Annotated in this window: 21 protein-coding genes; 13 read left to right on the top strand and 8 right to left on the bottom strand. The window is 37.8% G+C overall.

Annotation, left to right across the window (positions count from 1 at the left end; genetic code table 11):
- Nucleotides 1-27: 27 nt before the first annotated feature.
- Nucleotides 28-1020, bottom strand: a complete 993-nt coding sequence (locus IWB18_RS00645; RefSeq protein ID WP_195681647.1) for a uroporphyrinogen decarboxylase family protein — start codon at nucleotides 1018-1020, stop codon at nucleotides 28-30.
- Nucleotides 1021-1385: 365 nt separating this feature from the next.
- Between IWB18_RS00645 and IWB18_RS00640 the strand changes: the two genes are divergently transcribed.
- From IWB18_RS00640 to IWB18_RS00630, 3 genes are all read left to right on the top strand, one after another.
- Nucleotides 1386-2006: a corrinoid protein gene (locus tag IWB18_RS00640; protein ID WP_195681646.1), complete on the top strand. Its 621-nt coding sequence runs from the start codon at nucleotides 1386-1388 to the stop codon at nucleotides 2004-2006.
- Nucleotides 2007-2042: 36 nt separating this feature from the next.
- Nucleotides 2043-3029, top strand: coding sequence for a uroporphyrinogen decarboxylase family protein (locus tag IWB18_RS00635; protein ID WP_195681645.1), 987 nt, complete (start codon nucleotides 2043-2045; stop codon nucleotides 3027-3029).
- Nucleotides 3030-3214: 185 nt separating this feature from the next.
- Nucleotides 3215-4072 (top strand): metallophosphoesterase, encoded by an 858-nt coding sequence (locus IWB18_RS00630; RefSeq protein WP_207740699.1) that lies wholly within the window; start codon nucleotides 3215-3217, stop codon nucleotides 4070-4072.
- 46 nt (nucleotides 4073-4118) lie between these two features.
- On the opposite strand, the gene IWB18_RS00625 is transcribed toward IWB18_RS00630, so the two are convergent.
- Nucleotides 4119-4334 carry a MoaD/ThiS family protein gene (locus IWB18_RS00625; RefSeq protein ID WP_195681644.1) on the bottom strand — a complete coding sequence of 72 codons (216 nt, stop codon included), beginning with the start codon at nucleotides 4332-4334 and terminating at the stop codon, nucleotides 4119-4121.
- A gap of 1 nt (nucleotide 4335) precedes the next feature.
- On the bottom strand, nucleotides 4336-6015 hold the full coding sequence (locus IWB18_RS00620; RefSeq protein WP_195681643.1) for an aldehyde ferredoxin oxidoreductase C-terminal domain-containing protein: 1680 nt from the start codon (nucleotides 6013-6015) through the stop codon (nucleotides 4336-4338).
- Nucleotides 6016-6420: 405 nt separating this feature from the next.
- Between IWB18_RS00620 and IWB18_RS00615 the strand changes: the two genes are divergently transcribed.
- The 9 genes from IWB18_RS00615 to IWB18_RS00575 all read left to right on the top strand — a co-directional run bounded on the left by IWB18_RS00615 (nucleotide 6421) and on the right by IWB18_RS00575 (nucleotide 17677).
- Nucleotides 6421-7806 carry an MFS transporter gene (locus tag IWB18_RS00615; protein ID WP_195681642.1) on the top strand — a complete coding sequence of 462 codons (1386 nt, stop codon included), beginning with the start codon at nucleotides 6421-6423 and terminating at the stop codon, nucleotides 7804-7806.
- A 150-nt stretch (nucleotides 7807-7956) separates the two neighbouring features.
- A complete protein-coding gene (locus tag IWB18_RS00610; protein ID WP_195681641.1) occupies nucleotides 7957-8829 on the top strand; it encodes a 3-hydroxyacyl-CoA dehydrogenase family protein in 873 nt (290 codons plus the stop codon).
- Complete coding sequence (locus IWB18_RS00605) at nucleotides 8826-10049, top strand: thiolase family protein (RefSeq protein ID WP_195681640.1); 1224 nt, start codon at nucleotides 8826-8828, stop codon at nucleotides 10047-10049. Before IWB18_RS00610 ends, IWB18_RS00605 begins: the two co-directional genes overlap by 4 nt.
- A 41-nt stretch (nucleotides 10050-10090) precedes the next feature.
- Entirely contained in the window at nucleotides 10091-11653 is a 1563-nt protein-coding gene (locus IWB18_RS00600) for an acyl CoA:acetate/3-ketoacid CoA transferase (RefSeq protein WP_195681639.1), read from the top strand.
- Nucleotides 11654-11680: 27 nt separating this feature from the next.
- Nucleotides 11681-12421, top strand: coding sequence for a 3-oxoacyl-ACP reductase FabG (fabG, locus tag IWB18_RS00595; protein WP_195681638.1), 741 nt, complete (start codon nucleotides 11681-11683; stop codon nucleotides 12419-12421).
- 55 nt (nucleotides 12422-12476) lie between these two features.
- The gene (locus IWB18_RS00590; RefSeq protein ID WP_195681637.1) at nucleotides 12477-13640 is read left to right on the top strand and encodes a uroporphyrinogen decarboxylase family protein; all 1164 of its coding nucleotides are present in this window, start codon (nucleotides 12477-12479) and stop codon (nucleotides 13638-13640) included.
- Between the two features lie 12 nt (nucleotides 13641-13652).
- Nucleotides 13653-13808 (top strand): hypothetical protein, encoded by a 156-nt coding sequence (locus IWB18_RS00585; RefSeq protein ID WP_195681636.1) that lies wholly within the window; start codon nucleotides 13653-13655, stop codon nucleotides 13806-13808.
- A gap of 228 nt (nucleotides 13809-14036) precedes the next feature.
- A complete protein-coding gene (locus IWB18_RS00580; RefSeq protein WP_195681635.1) occupies nucleotides 14037-16481 on the top strand; it encodes a glycyl radical protein in 2445 nt (814 codons plus the stop codon).
- A gap of 284 nt (nucleotides 16482-16765) precedes the next feature.
- On the top strand, nucleotides 16766-17677 hold the full coding sequence (locus IWB18_RS00575; RefSeq protein ID WP_195681634.1) for an AraC family transcriptional regulator: 912 nt from the start codon (nucleotides 16766-16768) through the stop codon (nucleotides 17675-17677).
- Nucleotides 17678-17716: 39 nt separating this feature from the next.
- On the opposite strand, the gene IWB18_RS00570 is transcribed toward IWB18_RS00575, so the two are convergent.
- The 3 genes from IWB18_RS00570 to IWB18_RS00560 form a co-directional block, all read right to left on the bottom strand.
- Nucleotides 17717-20182, bottom strand: coding sequence for a glycyl radical protein (locus IWB18_RS00570; RefSeq protein WP_195681633.1), 2466 nt, complete (start codon nucleotides 20180-20182; stop codon nucleotides 17717-17719).
- A 92-nt stretch (nucleotides 20183-20274) separates the two neighbouring features.
- Entirely contained in the window at nucleotides 20275-21231 is a 957-nt protein-coding gene (locus IWB18_RS00565) for a glycyl-radical enzyme activating protein (protein WP_195681632.1), read from the bottom strand.
- A 200-nt stretch (nucleotides 21232-21431) separates the two neighbouring features.
- Nucleotides 21432-21761 (bottom strand): DUF6951 family protein, encoded by a 330-nt coding sequence (locus tag IWB18_RS00560; protein WP_195681631.1) that lies wholly within the window; start codon nucleotides 21759-21761, stop codon nucleotides 21432-21434.
- A gap of 209 nt (nucleotides 21762-21970) precedes the next feature.
- Between IWB18_RS00560 and IWB18_RS00555 the strand changes: the two genes are divergently transcribed.
- Nucleotides 21971-22639 (top strand): TetR/AcrR family transcriptional regulator, encoded by a 669-nt coding sequence (locus IWB18_RS00555; protein ID WP_195681630.1) that lies wholly within the window; start codon nucleotides 21971-21973, stop codon nucleotides 22637-22639.
- A 44-nt stretch (nucleotides 22640-22683) separates the two neighbouring features.
- Here IWB18_RS00555 and IWB18_RS12530 read toward each other — a convergent pair whose 3' ends face one another.
- Nucleotides 22684-22806, bottom strand: a complete 123-nt coding sequence (locus tag IWB18_RS12530) for a hypothetical protein (RefSeq protein WP_269747884.1) — start codon at nucleotides 22804-22806, stop codon at nucleotides 22684-22686.
- Between the two features lie 20 nt (nucleotides 22807-22826).
- Entirely contained in the window at nucleotides 22827-23996 is a 1170-nt protein-coding gene (locus IWB18_RS00550) for a uroporphyrinogen decarboxylase family protein (RefSeq protein ID WP_195681629.1), read from the bottom strand.
- Between the last annotated feature and the right edge of the window lie 169 nt (nucleotides 23997-24165).

Here is a 24165-nt window from a genome sequence, read left to right as displayed (position 1 = left end):
AAAACATCGACTCCCTGTATTATTGTGTCAGCAATTGACCGGATGTTTTTGCGCATATTCTCTGCCGTATGACTCCAGTTCATCCATAACAATAGAATTGTTCCACTCTCTGAAGCAGATTCCGTTTGGAATGGAGGGAAAGAATGGCCCGCCCGGACAGTATGTGTCTATGGCTCGTCTTACCTCTGCACGGATTTCTTCCTCGGTGATATTTTCGATGTCTATTTTAGGCCCATCGATCCCACCGACCATTGGAAGGTTTCCCTTGGTTATGCGCTGGATCTCTACAATATCGTTTTGGGCAATAGTTCCTTGCCAGATATCGATGCCAATTTCGACCATGTCTTCAACTATGGGTTGGCATATGCAGTCTGCATGGTGCATGTAGATCATTCCGGCTTCGTGTATTGCGTCGGAAATCTCTTTTTGCAGCGGTTTGATTATTTCTCTCCAAACTTGAGGGGGAAGAAACAGATTTTGTTTTGTACCCCAGTCATCATGATAAAATATGATATCAGGATGACATTCTTCTCCTGCTTTTCTAATGAATTCTATCTTGTAATCTGCGATTTTCCTGAGTAATGCCTTCATTTCTTCCGGGTATTCCAGATAATTCATCAAGGCATTTTCCATGCCCATCAAAAAATGACTTCGTTCGAACAGACCACCAGGAGAAAATATGCATGCCAGCTTTTCTTCTCTGTTTATGGATAGAGACTGCTCACGTGCCGCGGACCAATCAAGATCTTGGATCGAAGGGATCACGAGCTGCTCTTCCCATTTTTCAATGTCTTTTATAACTATATTTTCTTTTGTCAAGTGAGGATGCGGGCCGGGAGCGCCCGGAAGAAAAATTCGTACAGTCCCCCATGAATCTACGTGCTCAGATCCGTCTTGAGGAATCATGGCATCCTGCATGAACACAGGGTCAAAGATAAATTCCACCGCATTCATAAGATCCCCGTAATAATCCGGTTGCTTTCCATTTAAGACTGCCATTACATTTTCTCTTAAATTCATTTTAAATGCCTCCTTTAGTTAATCGATTACACTTCATCCTCAGAGCATAGCTTCCTATTTTTTTAAACTCCGGGAATGGAGAGCTGTTTGATTTTAAAATACCATAGTGTAAAGAAAAATTCCAGAAATATTTAAACTGATAAAAATATTAAACGCTCGATCAAAGGATATTTTTAAAAGAATAAGAAATTTATGTCTTCTTAAAATTTAGCGTTGACAATTACAATTTAAGTTGATAAAATTTGTACATAGAGAACGATATACATAATTATTCAAAGTTACAATATTACAATATTCAAGTTATAACCAGCACGCAATCACGTGCTGATATTAATTTTAAACCACTAAATGAGGGAGGAACACAAATGTCAAAAATTCAAGAGATCCAGGAAATGGTATCAAAAGGTAAAACCAAAGTCGTAGCAGGTTTGGTTCAGGAAGCACTGGACGAAGGCAAACAGCCGAAAGAAATCCTTGATGCTATGATCGAATCCATGGGAGTAGTTGGAGACAAATTCTCTGCCGGAGAAATCTTCGTGCCTGAAATGCTGATAGCGGCAAAGGCCATGAGTAAAGGTGTAGACGTATTAAAGCCCCTGCTGGCAGGCGACAGTTCCGTATCCTTGGGAACATGCGTAATAGGAACAGTAGCCGGGGACCTCCATGACATAGGAAAAAATCTTGTAAGCATGATGCTTGAAAGCTCAGGATTCACCATCGTAGATCTTGGAGTGGATGTTCCAGCTGATAAATTTGTAGAAGCGGCAAAAGAAAACAATGCGGTGTTGGCAGCCTGTTCTGGTCTTCTAACCACCACCATGCCGGCACTTAAACAGACATCCTTGGCTCTTAAGGACGCAGGATTCAAGGTCATGGTAGGCGGAGCGCCTGTAACACCCGAGTATGCAGCCGAGTGCAAAGCAGACGGATATGCTCCTGATGCCGGCGGTGCGGTTACAAAAGCGAAAGAGTTGGTTAAAGCGTAACTTGTTGCTGAAATAAAAACCGGGGAGGTTTGAAATATGTTGACCAAGAGACAAAATCTAATGGAAACTATAAAGGGAGGAAATCCTGACAGATTCGTCAAGCAATACGAATTCATGAATATGATTTTTGAAGCTGCTTTTCCACTACAGGCATTGATGTTGCAACCGGGACAGGAAAATCAGGACGGATGGGGTGTAACATGGAGATTTGTAGAAGGCCAGGTTGCAGGATTTCCGGTCCATGATCAGGAGCATATAGTCATCAAGGATATTACAAAGTGGAAAGATTATGTAAAAAAACCTGTAATACCTACGGATGACGAGTCTTGGGCCCCGGCGATAGCACATGCGGAGTCCATAGACAGAAATGAAGAGTTTGTCACTGCAATGATGGCTCCTGGGGTATTTGAAATGACTCACCATATGATGGGAATGGAAAATGCGCTCATGGCACTTTATGAAGAACCTGAAGCGATGCATGAACTGGTTGATTACATAACCGGATTTGAGTTGGAATTTGCACAGTTGCTGGTTGACAGGATCAAACCTGATTGTTTGTTCCATCACGACGATTGGGGAAGCCAAATATCATCTTTAGTGTCACCAGAAATATTTGACGAATTCTTTCTGCCGGCATATAAAAAAATTTACGGCTTCTGGAAAGACAATGGAGTAGAGGTGATCGTACACCATAGTGACTCCTTTGCGGCTAACCTTGTCCCTGAAATGATAGAGATGGGGGTTGACATCTGGCAGGGGTGCATGACAACGAACAACGTGCCTGAGCTTGTTGAAAAGTATGGCGGTCAGATATCCTTCATGGGTGATTTGGACAGCGGCACTTTGGATTTTCCAGGATGGACACCGGAGCTTATATCCGAGCATGTTGAAAGAGCGTGCAAAAATAACGGCAAACACTATTTTATACCTTGCTTGACCATGGGAGGACCGGAGAGCTTGTTCCCAGGAGCATATGCCAAGGTCAGCGAAGAAATAGACAAAATGAGCAAGGAAATCTTTTAATTAGAAACAAACAGGGAAAAAGGGAGTTAAAGGCATCTGTCGAAAATTTTGGCGGATGCCTTTATATTTTTGGTTTTTTTATATATTTTAATTTTAAAAAGTGACAATAATGCTATAATTAAAGAAATTTGATCTTTTAAAAATCTTTGTGTCGTTTGTTTGTAGAGTCTGAGAGGGGTGTAATCTTGAGAATCAGAAGGAATATTGGATGGATCTTGATTATTGTTTTACTGGCACTGTTTTTATTTTGGCAAAACAATAGTATCGTGATTACAGAAATTGAATATGCGAATAGCAATATACCTGCCGGGTTTGAAGGGTTTACAATAGTTCAAGTATCAGATTTGCACAACAAAGATTTTAACGGCAGACTCGATAAGTTGATAAAAGTACAAAATCCGGATGTGATAATTGTGACTGGAGATTTGATAGACCGGAGAAAAATGAATCTGACTTCAGCTATAGATTTTATGAAAAGAATGACATTGACAGCACCCGTCTATTTTGTTTCCGGCAATCATGAAGAACTCTCTGGAGAATATGAACATCTCAAGTTGGAATTAACCGGTATCAATGTAAAAGTTATGGACAATGATTACGTGAAGTTGATCAAGGACCAAAATTCTGTAGGATTGATGGGCATGAGAGACCCGGCATCCATAGAAAATGAAGACACATACCTAAGGGCCGATAGCAATGAATACGCAGTAGATATTTTAAATGAATTGAACGAGAAAAAAACTACAGATTTTAATATTTTGATGTCACACAGACCTGAACTCTTTGACGTTTATGCAGATAGTGGAATAGACTTGGTGTTTAGCGGTCATGCACATGGTGGACAATTCAGATTGCCTTTTGTCGGTGGCTTGATTGCACCCAACCAAGGGTTGTTTCCCGAGTATTCCCAAGGTTTATATTTAAAGCAAAATACTTCGATGATCGTCAGCAGGGGTCTGGGAAACAGCATCGTGCCATTTAGGGTATTTAACAGACCTGAAATAGTGGTCGTTACATTGAGAAATCAGTTGAAATTAAACTAAAACAAAGGCTCGCCTATTGGTGAGCCTTTGTTTTTCTGGACTTGAATCACCCGCCAACAGGCAATGGTTTTGTAGTTATAACATCACCATCACTGATGGTTGTTTGATGAATAGAAAATGGTGTGATCAACTTACCATTGACCTTTATCAAATGGGATGAATTTTCAACAAAGCCGTTGATTTTCATTAATGAGATCAAATTAGAAATTGTCATAGATTGATTGAACATAAAATTCAAACCATTGAAATTTATCGAAATCATCTCATTTCTCCAATAGTTGCTGCGAAATATCAAATGTGCGACCGGTAGAAGGTAAAGGTTCGTTTCTGAAAAAATCAGGGATTATATTATCTGTAGGCTTCCATCCTGCTTTCCTATTGAATTCATTTTCCAAATGGATAGTTTTTTTAGCCAATTCAAGAAAATCTTGAGGTAAGATGGTATCTCCATAAATTGCATTATACAATGAAGCTAATTTATCCAAATGTCCTGCAAAAGTTGCCATGGCCATCATACACATGGTACTGTCTGCAACAGCAAAAATTTCTTGCATCATTTTGGAGTGCTCTATTGCATCTTCGACATTGTTTGACTCTTCTTCACCGAGTGTTATTCCGGCAGTATGATCAGCACCCATTGGGGTAGTGGCATACGTGTATCCGGTACCTATCGTACCCCGCGGATCATAGCCGGGCATCGCCTGACCTTTACAGGTCGGTATTCTTTCAACGCAGTAATGCTTACCAACTCGATCTGCACCTTGCCCCAGTAGATTTCCCAATTCGGTACCGTCAGCTATGTGTTGATATAGTTTCATAGTGGCATTTACATCACCCCATGGAATGATTCCTGCTTCCATGCAAACTCCCATAGTAGCTCCAGTTTCTATTGTATCAAGTCCCAAATCATCACACATTCTGTCCATGTACGCAATTGATTCATAATCGTAAATGTCGCAATTCGGACCGCACAGTGCGATGGTTTCATACTCAAATCCTCCGGTTAGAAAATTTCCATTTTTATCATTTATTATATTTGAACATTTCACTAGACATCCCGCTTGGCATGGCTGTTTGTTCTTACTGACAAATGCCATGAATTTGTCTGATTTGAGGTTTTCTATTTCTTTTGAGATAGTTCCAGTGAAATTGTGTGTCGGAATAATACCGGCAGGTCCTACAAAATCTATTGTAGAAGCAGTACCTACATTTGAAAAGGGATTTGATTCGGAGGATTCTATCAATAATTGATTAAGTTCTTTTCTTTGAATCAAAAATTTCTCTTTATCTGATATGTCGAGTGAATTTTTCTTATCGGGTTTTTGAATCACAATACCTTTAACACCTTTTGATCCGAGAACTGAGCCTAATCCACCTCTTCCTGCTGCCCTACAGGGGTAATTCGTTCCAAATTCAGTAACTTGAATGGAAGAATTTTTATAAAGACGTTCACCAGCCACTCCTATAGAAATCACAGAGACATTATCACCATAAATTTTCTGCATATTTTCAACGTATTCATAATTATTGATCCCTATAAAATTTGTCGCATCTTCAAGATATACGCTTCCATCTGATTTTATCAATATAGTGACAAAATCTTCCTTGTTTTCAGGAATATCTTCTATAATCAAACTTCGAATCCCATGACTTGCAAATGCAGCGGCGGCTGTTCCACCAACATTTGATTCTTTGATTCCACCAGTTAACGGACTTTTAGCACCTACAGACAACCTGTTTGCACATGCCAATCCACTTCCCGCAAAAAGGCTTGTGCAAAATATTATTTTGGATGCAGCTCCTAATGGGTCACAAGCTGGTATGACTTCATCGTTTAAAAATTGGGCTATTAAACTTCTGCCACCGAGACTCTTGTACTGTAAATTTGATTCTTCGATTTCAATTTTGTTGTTATTTCTGTCTATTCGGATAGCTTTAAACATGTTCCACTTCCTCCCTGGTTCAATTTTTAACGAAATAAATTCATTTTTAGGCTATCATTTATAAAATTACTTGGCAATAAATTATCGGGACACATATACATCAAATTTGTCCCTACCTATCCCTTTTGTGATCTGTGATTTAAGTAAGTTATGCAATTTAAATATAATAATAAAAATATAATAATTTTTAAAATTGTAAAAGGACAAAATAGATACAAAACATGTCCTTTTAATTCATTGTTAAGAAAATTGCCATCAGTTAAGATTAAATCATTCACAAGAGATTGAAATCGCAACGTTGAAATCTGACGAAGATGTAAAATTTCTGATCTTGATCAAGGGAAGGAATTTTCTATAAGCTCCAAGCTATATGTATTGAGTATGGAAAAAAAAGGAGGAAGATTTATGAGTGAGAATGTTGCTAAGAGCTCCAAGTTTCAGTTGACTTCAGCAAGGGCCACAGCCTATGGTACGGCGGAAATCGGATTTGGTTTGATGATGCAGGTCGCAGTAAGTTATTATACTTATTTTTTAACTGACATTGCATTGTTGGGACCGGCAATTGTAGGAACGATGCTTTTGATCAACAGGATAGTAGATGCTATCTCAGTGCCGTTGACCGGCGCAATTATTGAAAAATCAAATTTGCCTTGGGGTAAGTATCGATCATGGTTGATGATAGCACCTGCAGTTGTGGCAATTTGTTTTATTTTAATGTTTAGAGTGCCTGAGGGAATGAATGAGATCTCAATGGCGATTTACTTCTCTGTATTTTACATGCTTGGCCATATATTCGTTAACTTCTCCTATTCGGCAAGGTTTGCTTTGTTGCCAGCAATGGGAAACACCCCGGAAAGCAGAATAATGATAGCCGGTAGAACAAATCAGATGAATACTACAAGTCGTTTGTTGTTCAGTTTGATATCGTTACCAATCATAATAGCATTAGGTGGTGAGGCAACAAGAAATGCAAAGGGATTCTTTCTTTACATGTTGATATTTGCCACGTTTAACTGGGTTACATATATGGTTTCTGCAGCAGCAGCAAAACCGGTAGACGTTCCGGGAAGATGGCCACAGAAAAATGTGCCGACTTTCGGAGAAATGATCAAGCAAGTAGTAACCAATAAATATCTTATAATTCTTATGTTGGCGGAACTTGGAAGATTTACTGCTGCATTGGGTTTGGCCAGCTTTGCAGTTTTCTTCTATCAATATGTAGCTGGAGATATGAGCCTTGTGTCCATGTATTTTTTAAGCCTTACTTTAGGGGGACTTGTTGGTAATCTTCTTGGACCTCAAATTGCAAAAAAAATGGGTACGAAGAAAACATACGTTATAGGATTATCCGGTCAGGCGTTGTTCCTTGTACTTGCATATTTTATTGGTAGAGCTCCGATGGCATTCCTTGTTCTAAGCGGTCTTGCCTCTGTTTCCAGCGGATTTGGATTTTCAATATCAGGAGCTGTGTACTCAGACTGTGCTGATTACGCCGAGTGGAAAACAGGAAAATCCGCTAAAGGTATCGTAATGTCATTATCGGCATTCCCAATTAAGGTAGCGATGGTTATATCAGGAAGTGTTTCAGCATATGCTTTAGCTGCCATCGGTTATGTAGGGGGCATGGATCCTACACCAGCCATACAATCCGGGATTGCAGTCATTGCAACAATAATACCGGCAGTAGCAGCTGTATTTGGGTTTATTTGCATAAACTTCTATAATCTCAAACAAGAAGATCTGAAAAAAATGAAAGACGAGATACAAGAAAGACAAGACAGTGTAGCATAAAATTTAATCTACAAATCTTTCAATACTTATAGTGATAATAAACGAGTTTGTATCGTCAAACTCGTTTTTTCAAAAAAAGGGAATATGCTAAATAATTATGAAATAGCTTTTTGATTATCTTGGTATTTAAGCAAAGGGTAGGTGTAAATAGTGACGATTACAAAAATTGGCATAATAGGTTCTGGAGCAATGGGAACAGGTATAGCACATATTTTGGCTCAGTATGGTTACAGAGTAATTCTAAATGATATTGATGAGAAAAAAGTCGAAAATTCCATCAGATCAATAGAAACGATACTAGACAGCAAGATCAAAAGAGGCAAAATTACTGAAGCTGAGAAAGTAGAATTGACTGAGAATATAAGTATTTCCTCAAATTTGACAGATATGAAAGATACTGATTTGATCATTGAGGCTATTATTGAAAATTTGGATGCTAAAACTCGAGTATTCTCGACACTGGATAAGATATGTAATGAGAATGTCATATTCGCTACAAATACATCAACGATGTCAATAACAAAAATTGCATCTGGAACTAAAAGGCCTGAAAAAGTTGTTGGACTGCATTTTTTCAATCCGGCGCCTGTGATGAAGCTGGTTGAAATAATTAGAGGCTATTATACTAATGACGATGTAGTTTCGGAGTTGAAGAATTTAGTAAGATCCATTGGGAAAGAAAGTATAGAAGTTAAAAAAGATTCTCCGGGTTTTGTTGTTAACAGATTGATGCTAGCTCAATTCAGAGAGGCATTTATGGTTTTGGAAGAAGGGATTGCCACTGTAGATGATATAGACAAGGCAATGGCTTTGGGTCTTAATCATCCCATGGGACCTTTTGAATTAATGGATTATACAGGAAATGATATAGCATACGACACCCTGGAGTACATGTATAAGGAAATGGGACAACCTAATTGGGCTCCCCCGGCAATATTGAAGAGGGTGGTTAATTCAGGTCGTATCGGAAAGAAAGCCGGTAAAGGATGGTATGACTATTGTAAGGGAGATAATGATCTATGAATAAAGTAGTTATAACAAGTTTTGCCAGAACACCAGTAGGAAGATTTCTAGGAGGATTAAAAGAAGTGCCGGTTGAAAGGTTGGCTACTATCGCAGTTGAAGAAGCGATAAACAGATCCTCGATATCGAAAAAGGATATAGAGGGAGTTGTTTTTGGGCACGTAATATCATCTGCGGACGTGGCCAACATCGGAAGGTACGTAGCTCTGGATTCAGGGTTGGATGAAACATGTGTCGGCATGTCCGTAAATCGGATTTGTGGTTCGGGAATACAAGCTATCATAAACGCTGCATTGGAAATAAAAACAGGTCACGGAGATATAATGATTGCTGGAGGAGCCGAGAGCTTATCAAGAGTACCCTATTATCTTCCATTGCCCGTTAGATACGAAGGAATGAAGAATGGTAATGGTAATCTTTTATGCTCTAATGAAGAATATGCGAAAAATACAGCGCCTTTACACAGATATCCAGCAATAGAAAGTATGGGAATAACAGGTGAAAATATTGTAGAAAAATACGGAATTAAGCGGGAAGAGCAAGATTTGTTTGCCTACAATAGTCAAATGAAAGCAAAAAATGCAATCGAATCTGGGAGAATGGCTAAAGAAATTATCCCGGTAGAAATAATAAATAAAAAAGGAACAGTATTAATTGATAAAGATGAGCATCCGCGGATGGATACGACTATTGAGGCTTTATCAAAACTGAGGCCGGTATTTAAGAAAAATGGAACAATAACTGCAGGCAGTTCATCTGGCATGAATGATGCAGGAGCGGCTTGTGTATTAATGAGCGAGAGAAAATGTATGGAATTGGGATTAAAGCCCTTGGCATTTGTAGAAGATTATGATGTTCATGGAGTTGATCCGACCATCATGGGAATGGGCCCTGTTGGAGCTATAAACAAGCTGTTAAAAAGATCAAATTTGACTTTGGAAGATATTGGGTTGCTGGAAATCAACGAAGCTTTTGCAGGGCAGGTATTAGGTTGCTGCAAAGAGTTGGGGAATTACTTGGGCACCAAACTTCATGATAGATTAAATGTAAATGGAGGAGCAATTGCTTTCGGTCATCCTTTGGGCATGACTGGAACTAGATTGGCTGGGACGTTGGCATATGAGTTTCAAGAGAGAGATTGTAAGTATGGAATAGCAAGTGCCTGTACAGGCGGGGGTATGGGGGTAGCTCTGCTCTTGAGAAATCCAAATTGTTTATAGACAATCTAACAGTATCAAACTCATCGAAAGGAGAAATACGAATGGCTAAACAAATCTCTGGAAGTGAAGCAGTCGAAATGATAAAAAGTGAATCGACAGTAGTATGGACTACGGCAGGTCTGTGCAGTTTTGCTGAAGAAATTGCATCTGAATTGGAGAAAAAATATTTAGAGACAGGATATCCCAAAAATCTCACAGCAGTTCACAGTTGTGGGTGTGGAGATGGAAAGACAAAAGGTATGAATCATTTGGCTCATGAGGGGTTAACAAAGCGATTGATTTCGGGACATACAGGTCAAGCGCCTCGCATGGGAGAATTGATCACCAGTAATAAAATTGAAACTTATTTGCTGCCCCAAGGCGTTATGGCTCATTTATGGAGGGAAATTGCCGGAAAGAAACCCGGAGTGATAACAAAAGTTGGTCTCAGAACTTACGTTGATCCTAGATTGCAAGGTGGGAAAATTACGGAGTGTACTAAAGAAGATTTGGTCGAGTTGCTAGAACTTGATGGGCAGGAATGGCTTAGGTACAAAACTTTTCCAGTAGATGTGGCGGTTATCAGAGCAACAACGGCTGATGAAAATGGAAATTTGACAATGGAAAAAGAAGGATTATTGTTAGAGGCATTGCCAATGGCCCAAGCAGCCAAAAACTCAGGGGGAATAGTTATAGCGCAGGTCGAGTATTTGGCAAAATCTGGAACATTACACCCCCTTGATGTAAAAGTTCCTGGTGCGCTTGTTGATTACATTGTAGTTTCCAGGCCTGAAAATCACATGCAAACGATCGGCACACAATTCAACCCAGCTTTTGTTGGGGATATAAAAATTCCCATGGATTCACTAAAATCAATGCCTATGAATGAACGGAAGATCATTGCCAGAAGAGCGGCTATGGAGCTGAAAGCCAACAGTATAATAAACTTGGGTATTGGAATGCCTGATGGAGTTGCCAGAGTAGCTACTGAAGAGGGTATCGTAAATGATTTGATAATGACTACGGAACTAGGCACATATGGTGGAACCCCAGGAGGAGGAGATGACTTTGGTGTCGCCTATAATGCGGATGCAATAATAGAACATGAAGCCCAGTTTGACTTCTATGATGGTGGGGGTTTGGATACGACATTTTTGGGTTTAGCTCAGACAGATAAAAAAGGGAATTTAAATGTGAGCAAATTTGGTACTAAAGTGGTTGGGTCCGGTGGATTCATAAATATTTCTCAAAATTCCAAAAAAGTTGTTTTTTGCGGAACTTTTACAGCAGGGGGTGGCAAATATAGCATTAATGATGGAGAACTTAAAATTTTGGAAGATGGAAAAGTGAAGAAGTTTGTAGAACGTGTAGACCACATAACATTTAGTGGAGAGTACGCCTCCCAAATCGATCAACCTGTCATTTACATTACGGAAAGAGCTGTATTTAAACTTGAAAATGGTGAGATGACTTTGACTGAAATAGCTCCGGGAGTTAATCTAGAAAAAGATATTTTGTCGGCTATGGAATTTGAACCGAGAATTTCATCGAATTTAAAATTAATGAATCCTAGAATATTTCAAGAGAACTGGAATGAATTAAAAGAAATATTGGGATCAAATTAAAAATTTCTTTGATGAAGGTGGGATCATATGAGTTTAAAAGACAAAGTAGTAATCGTCACGGGATCTGCTCAAGGACTTGGGAAAGCAATGATTTTGAAGTTGGCACAAGAAGGAGCAAAGACCGTAGTTACGGATATTAATCATGAAGCATGCGATTCCGTTAAAAATGAAATCATTCAAGCAGGTGGAATTGCCATTTCTGTAAAGTGCAATGTTACGGACCGAAACGAAGTAAGGGATCTGATAGATAATACATTAGATTCGTTTGGTAAAGTCGATGTTTTTATTAACAATGCAGGAATTACAAGAGACGCACAAATCACCAAGATGACGGATTTAGAGTGGGATGCTGTAATAGAAACCGATCTTAAATCCATGTTTATCTGCATACAGGAAGTTGTTAAGCACATGATACCCAGAGGTTATGGGAAAATCGTGAACATAACTTCAGTGGCAGGTGAAGAAGGTAACTTTGGGCAAGCTAATTATTCAGCAGCAAAGGCAGGAGTCATTGGACTGACAAAAACCTTGAGCAAAGAACTGGGCAAAAAAGGCATAACTGTAAATGCCGTAGCACCTGGGTTCATACTTACTGAAATGACCAAAAGAATACCAGAAAAAATCAAAGACCAACTAATTGGCAGAATACCACTTAAGAGAGGTGGCTTACCTGAAGAAGTTGCAGATGCAGTAGTTTTTTTAGCATCTGACAAGTCTTCATTCATAACTGGTCATACATTAAATGTAAACGGCGGCATGTACGTATAATAGGTAGCATTTAGGCAAAATTATTTCAAGTTAATCATGAGAGAGGAGCAACACAATGGCTAAAGAATTGATGAACAGCGAATACAAAACGAAGTTATTTACTGATGTTTATTCCGGTGAAAGGCCTGATCGAGTGCCAGAAAAGTTAGGGGTCAATGCATGTGCAGCACTCGAGTTGGCAGGATATGATTTAAGGACTTCGCAATATGGTATTACCAAGGTTTTAGATGCTACTGATAAGATAAATGCTAAATATGACACTTACAATTTAATAGGGACTTGGCCGGGGACACCTTGGTTAAACAAATTTACAGGTAGTAGAACGAATGTAATGGGAGACGATGGGTTTATTCAACATCCCAATGTACACGGTATGGAACCTGATGAGTATGACAAGCTTTTGAAAGACCCACTAAAATTCATCTGGGAAACAGTTATACCCAGGGTATTTACGGAATTTGACGCTCCACCTATGCAGGCTGCGCTTGCTATGGCAAAGACGATAAAAGCTTCAGATGATATAAATGGGAAAATTGCCAGAGGCAATGCAGAATTGATTGAGAAACACAATAAATCGAAGCTGCCGACCTTTGTCGGGATCAGTCGGGCACCATTTGATTACTTTGCCGATTATTTGAGATCATTCACGGGAGCTTTGGTCGACATGAGAAGAAGACCTGAAGAAGTTCTCGAAGCAGTGAATCTAATCACCCCATTGATGATTAAATCAGGTTGTCCAAGACATGTGGAAAATCCTAATAGATTAACTAGAATTTTCTTTGCGCTTCATATGCCTACATATATGACCGAGAAATTTTTTGCAAAATTTTGGTGGCCATCTTTTAAAGAAACAGTTTGGGCTATATACGAAAAAGGATTTGGCATAAATATATTTTGTGAAGAAAATTGGATGCATATTTTAGATTACTTGAATGAATTGCCACCTGGTTGCGAGCTTCAATTCGAATATGGAGATCCAAAAATTATTAGAGAGACAGTGGGAGAAAAACATATTATTTCGGGATTATTTCCAGTTAATCTTATGAAAAAAGGAACAAAACAGGAGGTTTGCGATGCAGCAAAAAAATATTTGGACATCCTTGCCGTCGACGGGAAATATATTTTTAATTTTGATAAGTCTATTCTAAGAGCTGCCCAAATCAACTGGGACAATTTTCAGCCGCTGTTGGATACGATACATGAATATGGAAAACATTAGGAGGAGATCTTTGTGAATAAAAAAATAAAAAGTGAATATTATACAGACCTGGATGAAACTTTAGAAAAATATAATATTCCTAATGAAGCTAAAGAAGATGTGAACGAAACCATGCAATATGTTGAAGACATGATATTATACTTCACTTTGACAACACTAAGTAATTGATCTGAATATCGGCATTTTAAAATCTGACATTTGACGTGATTTTAGAATGCCCTTGTTTTTATTGATTTAAAAAGAAATTTGAGAAGATTGTTTCCCTAATATCATTGTAGTATAAGTTTGAGTTTGAATTAATTATAAAACTTACAAAATAATCGAATAAAAAACAAGTCGGATAGAGGTTTGTCACAAATACGATTTGTATTTAATTAATATAGAGGGGGAGTAAAAATGTACGAATTTAGACCTGTAACAGAGAGAATAAAGTTGATGAGACGTTTGGTTAGAGACAGGGTGATATCGGTAGATGCTGAGAGGGTAGAATTGATTACTCAGGCTTATAAGAAGTACGAAAAAGTTCCACCTAGTATAAAAATACCATTGGCCACATCTGAGATATGCGCTAATATGACTTGTCGAGTTGAAGACTTTGAGATCATAGTTGGAAATATTGGAAAAGACTTCTTGGGATCTGGAATGTGGCCCGAATGGGATGCAAGTTGGCTTTGGAAGGAATTGGAAGAAATGGCTTTATGGGAGCTTTGGGACGATGGGTTATACCACAGGACTGATAAATCAGGGGTACATCTGAGCATGAGCAAAGAGGAAATTGATAAGTTCATGAGTTTTCGTGATTTTTGGAAAGATAAAACTATCACGCAATATTTTGATTCATGGTCTCCAGATGGATTTGAAGAAGTGGCAAATTTAGGTATTCTGGAAATGGGATCAATGATGAGAGCGCCTATACATACGGGTCATCTTGTTGCCGGTTATGAAAAAATTATTAACAGAGGCTACTCATCGATCAAAAAAGAAGCACAAGATTGGATAGATGAACATAAAGGAAATTTAATGGGGGATAATGTAGAAAAATATATGTTTTACAAGGCGGCAACAATAATATGTGATGGTGCCAGTGAAATGATAAAAAATTATGCCAGGGAATGCTATAAAAAGGCTGAATTATGTGTTGATTTGGAGCGCAAAAAAGAGCTTAATCAGATGGCTGAAGGATTAAACTGGATTTCTGAAAATCCTGCAAGGACGTTCTGGGAAGCCTGTCAGGCAACAATAATGTACCAGGTGGTATTATATATGGAAGCAAGACATCCGGCATTGGCATTTGGGCGATTTGATCAATATACATGGCCGTTTTTGCAATCCGATCTTACTGAAGGAAGGTTGACACTGGATGAGGCGCAAGAGATAGTCGATGCATTCTTTTTAAAATCTAATTGTTTTTACAGAGCATCCAATCCTAAGATTGCGGCATATACTGGTGTAGGAGTAACATACCACCATACAACTATCGGTGGAATTGACAAAAAAACTGGAAAAGATGCCACAAATCCAGTAACATATATGGTTTTAGAAACCTTGGGGAGATTGTCGCTGCACGATCCGACTGTTTCATTGCGGATCAATAAGGATTCACCCGAAAAACTTTGGGATTTAGCTATAGAAACAACAAGACTGGTTGGAGGGTTACCTTTATTTCAAAATGATGATGTAATAATTCCAGGATTGATCAAAGAACTTGGAATGGAATTGGAGGATGCAAGAGATTATAGCATAATTGGATGTCAAGAAATCGTTGGTTCAGGAAACGATTATCCGGCAGGTAATGGCTTGCATGGTAAAGCAGGTCTTGGCAGTCACGGCAATGTTTTGCTAACCGCACTAAATAACGGAATTAACCCTTCGAATGGGAAGGCAGGTGGATTGGAAACTGGATTCCTGTACGATATGAAATCATTCGAAGAAGTAAAAAAAGCTTATAAAAGACAGTTTGATTACCTGCATAAGTGGTCTGTTACAATTCAAAATTATGTGGAAAATCTTTCAGGTTTCTATGCTCCTTCGGCGGCATTGTCGATATCAATAGAGGGCTGCATGGAATCGGGTGTGGACTGTACGATAGGAGGGGCAAAATATAATTCATATGGAGGTACAGCTACAGGGTTGGCTACAGTTGCAGATTCGCTATCAGCTATTAAATATATGGTGTTTGATAATAAATTATGCACTGCCAGAGAAATATACGACGGTATGATGACTGACTGGAAAGGATATGAACCCTTACAACAGCAAATTTTAAACGAAGTTCCTCACTATGGTAATGCTGACCCGTATGCAGATGAGATTATGAAGTGGGTAACAGATATTTACTATGATAATTGTAGTGAATGTTTTAGTAAAAGATCAAAAATATATAAAGCAGGGCTTTATGGAGCGGCACAACATGTGGTCCAAGGAGCTGTTACTAATGCCACTCCTGACGGTAGAAATACAGGTCAGCCTTTAGCGGATGCCATGTCTCCCGGCCAAGGACGAGATAAAAATGGGCCTACTGCAATATATAATTCAGCTTGTTGTATCGATCATGGAAAGTATATGGACGGGATAGCTTTAAATTTAAAAATTCATCCTACATCATTGAGTACGAAGAGATCTAAAGAATCTTTAAAAGATATGACAAAGACTTATTTTAATAATAAAGGCATGGAGGTTCAATATAATGTTGTCAGTACAGAGGTAATGAGAGCAGCTCAGAAAGATCCTGATTCTTACAGAGATTTGGTAGTACGTATTGCAGGTTATTCAGCGTATTTCAACGAATTGAGTGAAGCGATGCAAAATGATGTTATAAGTCGAAATGAGATAGAAGTCTGATAAAATAAGCTTCTCCACTGAAATCAAACAAGAATTCTAAAACAACCTGAAAACCAAAACTTTAGGTTGTTTTAGAATGTTATTAATCATATTCTTTAAAAATTAAGTAAACATAAAAAATTATTAAGCAGATACAAAATTCTTTAATTTTATTACAGTAGAGTATATAATTATAGTTAATAATTTCTCAGCTATAAAAATTGCAGTATGTTTTTGTTTTTAAGATCGGTAATTCAAAAAGTATTGATAATCGTAAATGTATTCTAGAACAAGGAGTTGATTGAATGACATTGTCTTATCAAGAACGCAGAAAATTCAACGATTTAATGGGTACCTGCATGACTTTAAATTATGACTCCTACAGTATAGTAATTCACAATGCTCAATTTATGAGCCATGAACAAATCGAGTTTTTACATAGCCATAATTTGCATGAACTATACTACGTATTAAATGGTAAGATGAACATGAATATTGATGGTGAAGAAATTGAGTTGGCTAAGGATGATATATTATATATATCGCCTAACGTTGAACATAGTGTAATCACAGATACTTCATTGGAGAATGAAAGATTTATCATAACATTTGAAATCATTAATAATAAATGCGATAATTGTAAATCGACTGCAATTGAATACCAAATAGAAGAATTGATAAATATTTTGAAAGACTATAAGAAATTCTGGATCGTCAAAGATACAAATGATGTAATATCTTTGATAGATTGTCTTTGCGATGAGTTCTTAAAAAATGTGCACTTTTACTACATAAAACTTCAAGGTCTCCTGTCCATTATTCTGGTAACGATGATCCAAAATATTTTGGATGGCAATGACAACGGGGTCAATGAATATTTTGAATATGAAAATCGAGCTTTGCTGATGACAAAGTATATACATTACAATCTCCAAGAGAAAATAACTTTGGATAAAATCGCTGAAATGTTCCACACTACACCAAGACATGTAAATAGAATATTCAAAAAATATTTTAATACCTCATTCAACAGAACTTTAATTGAAATCAGGCTTGGTTACGCCAAAAAATATCTTATAGATTGCGACCATTCAATAGAAAAAATTTCAGAATTGACAGGATTTAATTCGGTAAGAACTTTATACAAAGAATTTAAAGAAAATGAAGGAATAAGCATGAGTGAATATCGCGAAAAATTTTCTAGATTGAAAGTATAAAACAGATGGGTTTTAGAAATTTCTAAAACCCATCTGTTTTTAGGATATAGCCATATGTTCAGTCCTTGAGATGAAGTCATCTTGCAGGACTTTGGGCATTTCGACAAAATAGACTGAAAACCCTGCGATACGTACTATTAAATTTCTATAATCATCTGGATTTTCTTGGGCTTTATACAAGGTTTGAGTATCAACAACGTTGAATTGTACCTCCATGCCCCCCTCATCAAAATATGTAGAAATCAGGTGACGAAGTTTTTCAACTCCTTCTTTACCAGAAACGCATGAAGGACTGAATCTTAGATTCATTTGGTCTCCATTTCCTAATATATTTTGTGGTAATTTTGTTACCGTGTTCAAATAAGATATGACACCGGATCTATCGAAACCCTGTCTTGAAGAAATAGCTTCTGCAAGGGCTTCGCCTCTTTTTCGGCCATCAGGAGTAGCATCTGTTTTTGAACCATAATCTACATGGACCGTCATAGTGAAAGTACCGAATGCCCAATTGCCACCTCTGGGATTGGTAGCAGCTGAAACATGATCGTTTGCAAGTTTCATTGCCCAAACGCCCAGTTGGTCCACTTCATCGATGTCATTTCCATAATGAGGAATATCAAAAGTAATTTGTTGGTGTAAATCTTCATAACCTTCCCAGTTCGCAATAAGAGCATCATACAATTCTCGAGTGGTTACTATTTTATCGTCAAAACAAAGCTTTTTAATAGCCATTAGACTATCCGCAACATTGCCGATGCCACATCCAGTCAAACCGGTTGAATTATATTTACAACCACCCTGTAAAGCATCTTTACCGGTTTCAACACAATTATCCATGGTTGTTGAGGCAACAATAGCCGGAAAATACTGAGAATACATTAGCTCAAAACAATTCCCGCCAGTGATTTGCCAATCAAGAAAATACTTCAACTGTGCTTCGAAAGCTGATTTGAAATCTTCGAAAGTAACATAATCGTATAAATATCCGGTCTTCAAACCTCCATCAAAACCTGTTAATGGATTTTTGCCATTATGAATTGCCATAATTACCGGACCCAGTAAGTTAAAGAAAACTTCAGAACCAGGACCACCGCTGGCGGACCACTCGTTTCCAGATCCAGATGGTTCCACACAACCTATAATGCAATAATCCCTTGCATCTTCTAATGAACGGCCGCGTTTAACGAGCATAGGTATAATTAAATCATCGTTTTCAAAAGAGGGGACACCACCACAAGCCTTGCTGGATTCTATTGCCAGCTCCCATACATCTGAAGGAGTATTTTTGTGGATTCGTATATCTACAGAAGGATCTGCCAAAAACATTCTCCCGGTGGTATTTAACATGCAGCGAGTTAGAGCGTTCGAGGCATCACTTCCATCTTTTTTCACCCCGCCCAAAGTAAAATGATGCCCGCCTGAATTGTAAGAATAACCTTTTCCGCTGTACATTTTAGAAAGCATGTCATTTGAACTCATTCTGACTTGTATCAGATTGTCATTAAGCTTGAGATAAAAAGCATCAGAGTAATCTTGAAGTTCTTCCAAAGTTAGTGTGCCGGCACTTAATTCTTCTTCTGCAAACCACCCGGCGTACTGATCGATCCTTCCCTGAGATAATCCGTGTTGTTGACCATCTGCTATAAGCATGATTTGGTATAGTATTACAGTTTGGAGCGCCTCCCAAGCTGTTCGAGCGGGATTTTCCATAATCCAGTTTAAGGAATTCGCCATCCGCTTCAATTCGGCTTTTCTCACTGGGTCAGTGTGATTTTGAGCTTGCTTGTTACATTCTTCGGCATAACGTTTGGAAAATAGAATTGCAGCATCGCAAACTATATCTGCTGATTGATAAAATAAAAACTTGTAAGCATCTTTTCCATAGATTTTACCTTGAAGATCGTCCATTTTATTTTGGATCTCTTTTTTTATACCGCCAAAACCTATAGAAATAATTTTTTGAAAGTTGGGGCAATAGTGGCCTTGTGGAACACCACCCAAGTTTGGTTTTCGTGCGAAAAAATCTGAGCAACCATTCCCTTGGAATTTTTGTAAAATAGGTGGAATCGATTCTACATAACGTGCAGATAACGATTTGTCCAGCCAGTACTCTGAAGCTTCACGAAAAATTTCCCTGTCTGAATCACTCATGTAAGCAAAACTGTCGCTTCCTTGCCATGCTTTTTTAAAACTTGTATCGTCATCGTGTGTTGCCTCATATAACCAAGTTGCATCCCACTCTACAAAACTATTTAATGATCGATAAGTCCTTCCAATTTGTCCAACAAAGATATCTTCATCTTCGACTAGAATTGTTTTTCGTGAACACCACTCATAGAGGCAATGTGCTCTTTTCAGCATAATGGGTTCGGATTCGTGGACTTTGTAATATTCTGTATAAATTTGGGTCCTTTCAGCATCAAGGATAGTACGCCCTTTATTGGCGGCTAAGCGTTTTTCCATAAGGGTATTGATTCGGGGACTCACAGGTGCAAATTTGAACATGGTATCACTCCTCGTATTATAATGTGTTGCAGCAATTTAAGCTCATTAACTCAGTTTTGAAATTGAGTGTACTAAGTTGAAGTGTTGAAGTCTTAATGTATTTGAATATTTGGGAAATAAGCTTCAAGAAAATTTTTGTGTTTTTCCATATCTGCATCGCTGGGGGAATCCAAGTCTTTAAGAATGTTGATTTTACCAAGTCGATCATATTTAGGGAGCCCCAATCTGTGATATGGAAGAATTTGAAGCAACTCCACAGCATATTCAATTTCCTTTATAAATTCACCAGTCATTCTCAGATTATCGACTGAATCATTTATTCCCGGGATTATTGGAAATCTAAACTGGATTTTTGCGCCTTCTTTTGCCAGTTTTGTAGCATTTGACAATATTTTTTCGTTGGGTACACCTGTGAACTCTTTGTGCTTATTGCTATCCATATGTTTAAGATCATATAGATACAAGTCGACATAAGGTAGTGTCTTTTTTAAATCTTCCCAAGAAGCAAACCCAGTAGTATCAAGACAAGTATGAATATTTTCAGATTTGGCAGCTTTTAAAAGTTCGACGGTGAACTCAATTTGAGATAATGCTTCACCTCCCGACACTGTCAAGCCGCCACCCGAACCGTTAAAATAGGCTTTGTCTTTCATGAGTTTATTCATAATCTCACCGAGTTTCATATCCTGCCCAGATGGAATTAGAGCTTTCGCCTTACAAACTGTTGTGCATTTCAAACAGTTTGTACATTTGGTGCGATCTATTTCAACATGAGTGATTTTATCCTCCAGCAATTGTGAATTGGACAACTTACTTTTTTTAATAGCTCCGAAGTTACAAACGGACATACACGAGCCACATTTTTCGATACCAATACATTTAATCGAAGTATATGAAAGTACATACTGAAAGGGAATCGCTTCTGGATTATGACACCATAGACAACTAAGCGGACAGCCGCTTAAAAAGACACTTGTTCTGATTCCAGGTCCATCATGTACTGAAAATCCTTGGATGTCATATATTCTTCCTGTGATTTCTAAATTCATATTTTACCTCTTCTCTATTTCCTTATTTTAAGTCACTATAGAAGATTGCGGATTGATAATGTAAACTAGTTTAATATTATTATATTCTTATCTGACATATGCACACAATGAATTAAAAGGACAATATTCGGGTTGACTGTGTCCTCGGAAATAAAAAAAAAAGACACAACTACATAAAAGTTGTGTCAATCTATAATATTTCAATCCCTGACGACTTTGATTTCCACATCCCTTGGTAGGGCAAGACCGCACTCGACTTCAATGGCCTTTATAATGCCGCTTGGCACTGGGCAAGCCAGGTGCAATCCTGATTTTGCCCCAAGTCTATAGACCTCTGAAGTTGCAAAATTTTTGAAGGATTCTTCCATACCATCCACTTCGGTCAAAACTTTGGCCAACCTTTTAATATTATCCGATTCGCTTTCAATATGAATCTCAACCAGATAGTCGCTTTCTTCGCTTTTTTTTCTTTTGACGGTAATAACTGAATTTAACCCGCAAGCCCCAGGTTTTACGTAAACTGTTGCCACTATAATCGCCCCTTTTTATCAACTTGATTTCTTTATACCCTGTTTGTCATGAATGTTAACAGAACGGTTTAACAGATGTCTGAATAAAAACATTCGAAGGGCGGCGTTCAAGTTTGAGCTTCAAACTCTGTTGAAAATGGTTTATAATTGAATTGTTGTGTTGGAAGTATGAAGATTTATGATATTATTAATCGGACAGGGTGATCGAAATGGCTCAGAACAATTTGAAAGAATCAATTTTAAACGAAGCAAAAAATCTTTTTTATGAAAATGGTTATGAAAAAACAACAGCTAGAATGATTGCAAAAGAAGTCTCCATGCATCATTCGAACATTTTTTATTACTTTACAAACAAAAGGGCGATTTTAAAAGAAATATTTAGAAATTACTTTAAATGCCTGCATGACCAGGTAATGAATCTGAAAATAGAATTGCCGGACACGGAAATCTTGCTGTTTTACGTCTATATCGTTTTGAAAAACATACAAATTGACGAGAAATTCAAAAGATTGTTTTATGAGTCGACAGATGTGGTAATTGAAGTTTTATTTGAAGATTTTATTGTACACCTTTATCCGAAGATAGATTCCAAGGCCGATGAACAAAAGTCTGAAATCAAGCAGAAGGAATATTTTATGGATCTGGTGGTGATCCTAAGCAGCGAAAAGCAATTGGAATACTATAGAAGAAACAAAATCTTTGAAATCAGCGATGATGAAGTCAGAGATTATTATTCGAGACTGAATTTGAAATTATTGAACATCGATGAAGACACTATTGAAAAATCATTAAAAAATATTGACAAGTACGTAAACAAAATTGATTTTAGTAAATTGAACATATTTGATTCGGAAAAGAAAATATTGCCTCTAGATTAAAAGCCATTGCAAAATCGAATTTATCGATAATGCAATGGCTTTTTTTACGCTATGGTCATCAATAAGATTAGAGCCTTTTCAATGCCGTCAAGCCCCTCTTCAGACTCGATGAATTGAGAAAAAATATTCTCCCTGGCCAATTTGAACAGTAGTTCCATTTCATTCATTTAAATTACCTCCCATTGATTTATTTGTATATGCCGTATTCAGTTATGAATTCCGTGACCGCCTTAAGATTTTCAGGCCTGGCATCGTTTGCACTGACCAAGACCTTGTCAGGAGAGAATACGAATCCACCGCCCGGTGCTAGATCATCCACCAAACCTTTGGCAATGTCGATGCATTCTTCTTTGGAAGAATAGTACAGGTTGTTTGTCTTTAATCCACCTGCAATGCAAATGTTGTCTCCTAATTTCTTTTTGGCCACACGCAAATCATCTTCTTCAAAAAAGGCTATTACACTGCCTTTTGGCAATTCCTGAAGATACTCATGCAAATGCTCCCAATTTTTCTCAAAAAGGATCAAAATCTTGAATCCCTGTGCTGCGAAGATATTTATGTACTTTTTAAATGATGGCCAATATATTTTTTCGAACTCCTTTGGCCTTATGAACTGCGGCAGGTGCAAGAAGAGTTGAATATAAGTGGAATCAGGATCTTTTCCCATCATTGAACCAAAAGTATAAGGAACCAAAACATCCAGCATCGACATGCATGCTTCAGCTAATTTGTCTGGGTGTCTTTTTATGTCACTCGTGATGCCTTTGAAGTCTCGGAAATAATCCATTATTATATCGGCGGGCATAAATAATGTGGCACCTGTAGTTATTGGAAGTCCGTGTTCAACCTTATAACGGTCGATAAGCATTTCTCTGCTCTGTCCAAATTCAAGAAATTTTGAAATGGAATTGGCAAATTTTCCAAATTTTTCTTCAGTTGTTCCGGATTGGAATATGGAGTGCTTCCTTGGAATAATAACATCTCGAAAAAATTTCAAGGGATCTTCAATTAAATCGTCATATTCATCTACACTCATGATTTCAGATTTGCCTGTGGCAATTTGAACTGTTTCCATATTATTGTTGTATATTCCTCCTCCCAGGGAAGAAACGAAGTTGAGTGGAAATGTTACACCAGGTGCCAATGCAGCATCAAATGGAAAGTCAGTCAGCGCTTTAGAATAAGCTTGATATTCAATTTCGATGTCTGCGAGAGCTTCTTTTAGGGTAGTGCCGTTATAAGACAGCGCCCAATTATCCACCAGACCAAATATGGGAACTCTGTCAGGTTCCCTGAGCTCTATCGCATCTTTCATTCTTTTAACTCTTTTGCTGTACAACTCGGTATTGTCGATCACATAAATCACTCCTTTTTAGTTTAAATGCGTTTTATAAATTGGACATAAAATATAATTTATAAAACCATAGTATTATACCTAGGTATAAAAAGCAACAAAAATATACCTAGGTATAATAAATTTTATCAACTAAAGGGATTTGTTCCAAAATATATTTCTCGATTCAAGT

The sequence above is a fragment of the Alkalibacter mobilis genome (assembly GCF_015594845.1).
Taxonomy (GTDB): Bacteria; Bacillota; Clostridia; order Eubacteriales; family Alkalibacteraceae; genus Alkalibacter; species Alkalibacter mobilis.
This window is presented reverse-complemented; position numbering and strand designations above follow the sequence as displayed.